This is a genomic window from Chamaesiphon sp. VAR_48_metabat_135_sub (genome assembly GCF_031418915.1).
Classification (GTDB): domain Bacteria; phylum Cyanobacteriota; class Cyanobacteriia; order Cyanobacteriales; family Chamaesiphonaceae; genus Chamaesiphon.
In genome coordinates this window covers 1-6,026 of record NZ_JANOJV010000167.1, presented here as the reverse complement: position 1 = coordinate 6,026, position 6,026 = coordinate 1, and the positions used below count along the sequence as shown (strand labels likewise).

The 6,026-nt window shown below is 45.7% G+C and carries 6 protein-coding genes and 1 pseudogene; 4 read left to right on the top strand and 3 right to left on the bottom strand.

Annotated features, from left to right (window positions below; all coding sequences use genetic code 11):
• Positions 1-102: 102 nt before the first annotated feature.
• Positions 103-297: a DUF2862 domain-containing protein gene (locus RMO55_RS11980; RefSeq protein WP_310426804.1), complete on the bottom strand. Its 195-nt coding sequence runs from the start codon at positions 295-297 to the stop codon at positions 103-105.
• Positions 298-577: 280 nt separating this feature from the next.
• Between RMO55_RS11980 and RMO55_RS11975 the strand changes: the two genes are divergently transcribed.
• The 4 genes from RMO55_RS11975 (at position 578) to RMO55_RS11960 (ending at position 5,020) form a co-directional block, all read left to right on the top strand.
• Positions 578-1,447: a metallophosphoesterase gene (locus RMO55_RS11975; RefSeq protein ID WP_310426803.1), complete on the top strand. Its 870-nt coding sequence runs from the start codon at positions 578-580 to the stop codon at positions 1,445-1,447.
• A 108-nt stretch (positions 1,448-1,555) separates the two neighbouring features.
• Entirely contained in the window at positions 1,556-3,454 is a 1,899-nt protein-coding gene (locus RMO55_RS11970) for a chromosome segregation ATPase (protein ID WP_310426801.1), read from the top strand.
• Positions 3,455-3,545: 91 nt separating this feature from the next.
• Positions 3,546-4,343: a hydroxyacylglutathione hydrolase gene (gene gloB, locus RMO55_RS11965; protein WP_310426800.1), complete on the top strand. Its 798-nt coding sequence runs from the start codon at positions 3,546-3,548 to the stop codon at positions 4,341-4,343.
• 230 nt (positions 4,344-4,573) lie between these two features.
• Positions 4,574-5,020 carry a hypothetical protein gene (locus RMO55_RS11960; protein ID WP_310426798.1) on the top strand — a complete coding sequence of 149 codons (447 nt, stop codon included), beginning with the start codon at positions 4,574-4,576 and terminating at the stop codon, positions 5,018-5,020.
• A 241-nt stretch (positions 5,021-5,261) separates the two neighbouring features.
• Here the strand turns inward: RMO55_RS11960 and queF are convergent, their stop codons facing one another.
• Complete coding sequence (gene queF / locus RMO55_RS11955) at positions 5,262-5,672, bottom strand: preQ(1) synthase (RefSeq protein WP_310426797.1); 411 nt, start codon at positions 5,670-5,672, stop codon at positions 5,262-5,264.
• 124 nt (positions 5,673-5,796) lie between these two features.
• A pseudogene (locus RMO55_RS11950) lies at positions 5,797-6,026 on the bottom strand (hypothetical protein); the annotation flags it as partial.

Below are 6,026 nucleotides of genomic sequence, written 5' to 3'. Positions count from 1 at the left end.
AATACTCGCCGACCGAGGTTAGCTTGTTGTTTGGCGGCGGCGATCGCTACCGTAGTACGACCGGAACCGCCTTTACCAAGGAAGGTGAGAATTTGGGGCATATTATTCTACAACTTTGAGTTCATCTTCAAAAAACCAGGTGCTAGTCTTGTCTTCAAATTCGACGACGGCACCAACACCGCTACCGTCAGTCATTTTGAATTCTTTCACAGTACCTACTTTACCTAGTTTACTCACAACGCCGTTCGATACCTTGTCTCTGAGGCGATAAACTTTGACTTGTTGACCGATTTCCATTGAACTTAAATTTTGTTGATATTCTCCATCCCACAGTTTACCAGCAATTCTGGGAGCGGATTAATTCTGTGATGTTGTAATTCGATCGTCAGTTACGGATTTTGAGTCGATCTCCGATCCCTGAATTCTTCGAGAAGTCGGGGATCTGTAGTACTAACTTGGTAATTTTACCAATCGATTTGCCAACATAGACGAATTGAAATTGAGCCGGTGGCAAGGGTTAATTAACTTAGGTTGGTGGGAATACTAGAGGTGTATACTTACAAGCATAAGCATGATAATGACGCGCTGGCAAAGATTACGGCACAAATCGATTAAATTTTTGCTAGTCGCGATCGCGATTTTATTTGCTACCAGTGTTTATGCTCGTGGTGTCGAACCCCGCTGGTTTGAGATTAAAACGATCGATATCACCATCGCCGGATTGAACCCAGTTTTTGAAGGATATAGAATAGTTCAACTGTCGGATCTTCACGCTCGATCGGGTATTATGGACCGTCAACAGTTAGCAAAAGTTGCTAATATCGCCAATCGACAGCAACCGGATCTGATCGCGCTAACTGGTGACTATGTTACCGACAGTGCAAGCAAGGCAGAAGCAATGCTAGCCAGTACTTTTAGTCAACTTCAAGCAACTGATGGAGTCGTGGCAATTATGGGCAACCACGATCGAGAGGAAGATCATAATATTGCGATCGAACGCGCTTTCTCCAACGGTAAAGTTAACTTCTTGAATAATGCTGTCTATTCGATCGACAGACACGGCCATAAGTTAAATATTGCTGGCGTTGATGATGTATATTTCGAGCGGGCAAATCTCCCCCTGACAATTTCACAATTACCTCAAACTGGGACTAATATTTTACTAGCTCACGAACCAGATTTCGTCGATATCGCTGCTGCTACAGATCGATTTGGACTGCAACTTTCAGGACATTCCCACGGCGGACAGATAGTACTGCCATTGTTACCTAGAGTCACCGCTTTATTGGCAAAGAAATATATTAGTGGACTGTACACTATCGGTGAGACGCAACTATATGTTAGTTCGGGCGTAGGCACCAGTGGCTTACCTCAAGCCAGATTCAATTGTCGTCCAGAAATATCTGTAATTGTGCTCCACCCAGATCGATCGGCATCACTGCCCTAACCCTTAACTTATTGCCTTGCTATTCATAAAGTGCTATGGTACTTTAGAGCTTCAGGGTATTTTGTCATCTTCTGATTACAAAGTAACAGTCGTAGGATTCTTCAAGTTTTGGCAAAACCAAACTCCCGCTTTGATTTTGAACAGGCAAACCAACTCACTAAGCAATTAGTGAACCAGATGCCCAAATGGTTGCGACTGTCGTTTATCCGCAGTTGGGTATTCTGGGCAATTATTACCCTCGGAATTTCGGCTGGGCTAGTTTATCTAGCTGTAGGCTTATTACTAAATCCCAAAGCAGTACCAAATTGCCCCGAAATATTCGTGCCGATGTCCTCGGCATCCCTCAGGGTTTATTGCGGACAATTAGCCGCCAGTAAGCAAACCCTACGGGATTTAGTTTCAGCACTGAATCTAGTCAAAGAGATCGCACCCAACGATCCAACCCGCAGCTATGTCGATAGCAATGTTCAGCGTTGGTCGCTCTCCATTTTGCGACTAGCGGAATCGACTTATCAAGATGGCAATTATGATGAAGCAGTTAATGCGGCAAAAACAGTGCCGAACAATGTTCCTGCTTATAAGATTGTTGCCAGACGATTGGGGCAATGGCAAGAAACTTGGAACAAAGGGGTAGCATTTGATCGAGAAACTAGGGCACTATTAAATAGCTCAAAGTGGGTAAATGCCTACTCAGTAGCTGTTAAATTAACTCGTTTAAACAATCGCTATTGGGCGACGACTAAATATCAAGAATTAGCCGACTTAGTTCAAATTGCTAAAGTTGACAGTGCTCAATTAGATGAAGCGCGTCAATTAGTTAAAAGCACCTCGGTGAAAACTCTACTCAAAGTAGTGGCGATGGCCAGCAAAATCGATCCGAAAAGTTTTGCGCATACTGAAGCCCAGAATATCACTGGGACAGCCGCCAAACAGATGCTCAACCTCGCGAAAGTTAAACTTCAGAATAACGACTGGAAAGGTGCCCTCGAAATCGCCAACCAAACCCCTGAAGTCCCAGAGATTAAAACCGAAATTCAGGATCTCATCAGTATTTCCCAAGCCCAGTCTCATGCAAAAAATGGCAATATTTCCGAACTAGAGACAGCGATATCTCTAGTTCAAGGTATTAAGACTGATAGCCCCATGTACCAGCGATCTCAGAAATTCTTAACCAGTTGGCAACTGGAAATTCAAGATCTCGCGGCACTCCAACGCGCTCGGAGCGTTGCGGCGACTGGAAGTGTTCCAGATCTCCAAACTGCGATTACCGAAGCGCAACACATCCCTACGAGCAATCCTCGCGGTAAAGAAGCCGCCCAAGTCGTCACCGAATGGCGTAGGCAAATTGAGACGGTTCAAGATACACCATACATGCAAGCAGCCGACACCCTCGCTGCGGACAATACCGTCGAAGGAGTCCAAAATGCGATCGTTCAATTGAGCCAAATTCGCCCCGGACGCGCTCTCTATCCCCAAGCTAAACAAAAAATTCAGCAGTGGACGGCGGATATTCAACGCGCTGAAGATGGACCGATCCTCGAACAAGCCGAAAGTTTGGCCAGTAGTGGCGATCTCAATGCGGCGATAGTTATGGCGCAACGGATTGGCTCGGGACGAGCGATGTCCGCCCAACGTCAAGAGCGAGTGAGCGATTGGCAAGCCCAACTTCAAGCTGCGAATAATTTAGCTGCTGCCCAAAAGTTGGCAGATACTGGTACGCCTGAATCACTGCTAGGGGCGATCCGCGCAGCAGCACGAGTACCAAAGAGTTCCTCTCTCCGTTCCCAAGCAAGATCGGCGATGGATAATTGGGGCGGTCAAATGTTGGAAGTAGCTCAAAGCATTGCTACCAGTGATATCCGCAGGGCAATTTCGATCGCCAAAGTCATTCCCGACAGCACTTCTGCTTACAGTTCCGCCCAAAGTTTCATTCAGCAATGGGAACAACAACTCAACCCTAGCCCGACTCCTAGCCCTCGATCTGATGAGAATGGTCTCATAAACTAGGGAGCTAGTAATCTTGGGCGTAAATATCAGATGGGATTCGATCGAGACTAACGCCTAAAATAGAACAGATAAGCACTAACATTTCTTCCCGATGGAAATCATTCGTATCCCCGTTTTAGCTGACAACTATATCTTTTTGATGGTCGATCTCGAACTCAAAATTGCCGCAGTTGTCGATCCGGCGGAAGCGGCACCAGTACTGGCAGAATTGGCCCGTCAGCAAGTCGAACTAGTGGCAATTTTTAATACCCATCATCACGGCGATCATGTGGGTGGGAATAAAGAATTAATCGCCGCATTTCCTGACGTGCGCGTATATGGAGGCGCGGAAGATCGGGGTCGAATTCCTGGACAACAAGTATACTTGGTCGATGGCGATCGAGTCCAGTTTGGAGATTATCCAGGGGATAGACTCCGCCAACGCATCGGTGAGGTATTATTTATCCCTGGACATACTCGCGCTCATATTGCCTATTATTTCCCGCCCGTCGAGAGCGATGTCCCTGGTGAGCTGTTTTGTGGCGATACCATCTTTGCTGGCGGTTGTGGCAGACTATTTGAGGGTACTCCAGCCCAAATGGTCGGATCGATGACTAAGCTGCGACAGTTGCCCGATAATACGCGGATCTGGTGCGCGCATGAGTATACATTGGGCAATCTCAAATTTGCCATCACCGTCGATCCTGACAATCGCGAACTTCAACAGCGACTAGTTGATGTGACAGAATCGCGTCGCAAGCTGATTCCCACTGTACCCACTTTACTTGGGATTGAAAAACGTACTAATCCTTTTCTCAGATGGGATGTAGGGGCACTACAGGCTAGTGTAGCTAGTAATGATGCCGTAGAAACCTTTGCGCGAATTCGCGGGCGTAAAGACCAGTTTTAAATTAGTGGATAGCGAAAAGTGCTGCTGGTCGGGTGACCCGCCCAGTGGTCTTGGGGTTTCCAGCGAGGTGCTCCACTTGGGGAAACCCCAAGACCGCACTCGCCCCAAGTAGACCACCTTTTCAAGACAGTGGATAGTGGATTTGAGAGTGATGCTCTTGCTTACGATTTAATTTAACGGTTATCAGCTAAGATGAAGAACATTCGTGTGTGTGTTGTGAGGTAGGGTGAATGAAATTTAGAGTGCAGCAGGTTGGGATTGTTGTAATGGCGATCGCCGCTAGTTTTTTGGTGGTAAGCTGTACTAGTGACAAGGTAACTCAGTGTGCCAGTGTGATTAAAGTAGTCAATCAAACAGTGATCGAGACGAAAACTACTACTGAGTCTGGGACTAAAGGCGATGTCCAGACGATCGAAAAACTCGTCGAAATTTTTGATAAAGCAACCAAAGATCTAACTTCAGTCAATATTAGTGATGAAAAGCTGAAGACTTATAAAAATCAGTTTTTGACGATGTACCAAGGTGCCACTGAAATCAACAAACAACTTGTTGCCAGTATTAAAGAAAAAAAATCTACTAAGGTTCACGAAGGATTGCGAAAATCTAGAAATATTTTCAGCCCCGAGCGAGATCTCGCTACAGGATTGACTCAATATTGTAAAGAACCGGAGAAGTAGATTTTCAAAAATTAGGTGTTGCTGAATTCAGAGCTGATTTACTTTAAAAATCATCCCTGAAATATCGGGTAGGGGCATTGTCTTGTCGGTTTTTTTATTCGGTGGGAACCTCCGAATAAAACCGCCGCTGTCTTGTCTCGCTAAACCGTCGGGGAACAAAGGCGTGCGCGAGCCGCTTCATGAATTGCCTCTACCCTACGTTTTAAGGACATTTTATCCCCATCTTGAGTAGTCCAAAATACTATTTTTCGTGCTTGACTTCTACGACCATATGGACATTACCTCGTGGGGAAAAATCAGCCCTCACGGTAATCTGATGCGGATCGGCGATGCTTACAAAATCATCTAAGATCTGATTAGTTACTTCCTCATGGGAAATATATCGATCGCGGTAACTATTGATATATAGTTTCAATGCCTTGAGTTCGACTACTTTTTGGTCTGGCACATAGATAATCCCAATTGTGGCAAAATCAGGATAACCAGAAAAAGGACATTTACAGGTAAATTCTGGCAAACTAATCTCAACATTGTACCGTCTTCCCAATCGAGGATTAGGGAACGTAATCAGTTCGCCATCGATAATTTCCCGCTCCCCATATTTCATCTCGACGGGGTTTGTTACAACTGATTCTGGATTCGTCTGACTCATGTAATTGGTAGTTGATAATTGATAATTTGATTTTTAGAACGATAAAGGTGTTACCCCACCCCAGCCCTCCCCTTTATAAAGGGAGGGCTGGGGTGGGGTAAAGATCTCCGCAGCAACTCAAACCCTAATTGAGATCGTGATTGTTCTCGCCTTCCCAATCGCCACAGGTATCGCTAGTGGAGCCGTAGGGGTGCATTCCGCAAACTAAAAGGTTGCCGCTATAAGCAGTACCATTATAGTTGATACAACCCACACAGGCAGGATGAGTTGCCGGATCTGGCATTGGCGAAGTCGGAGTGGGAATGTCCCAGTTAAAGGGGGTGGGTTCTTCAAGTTCTAATTCAAATTCTTGCC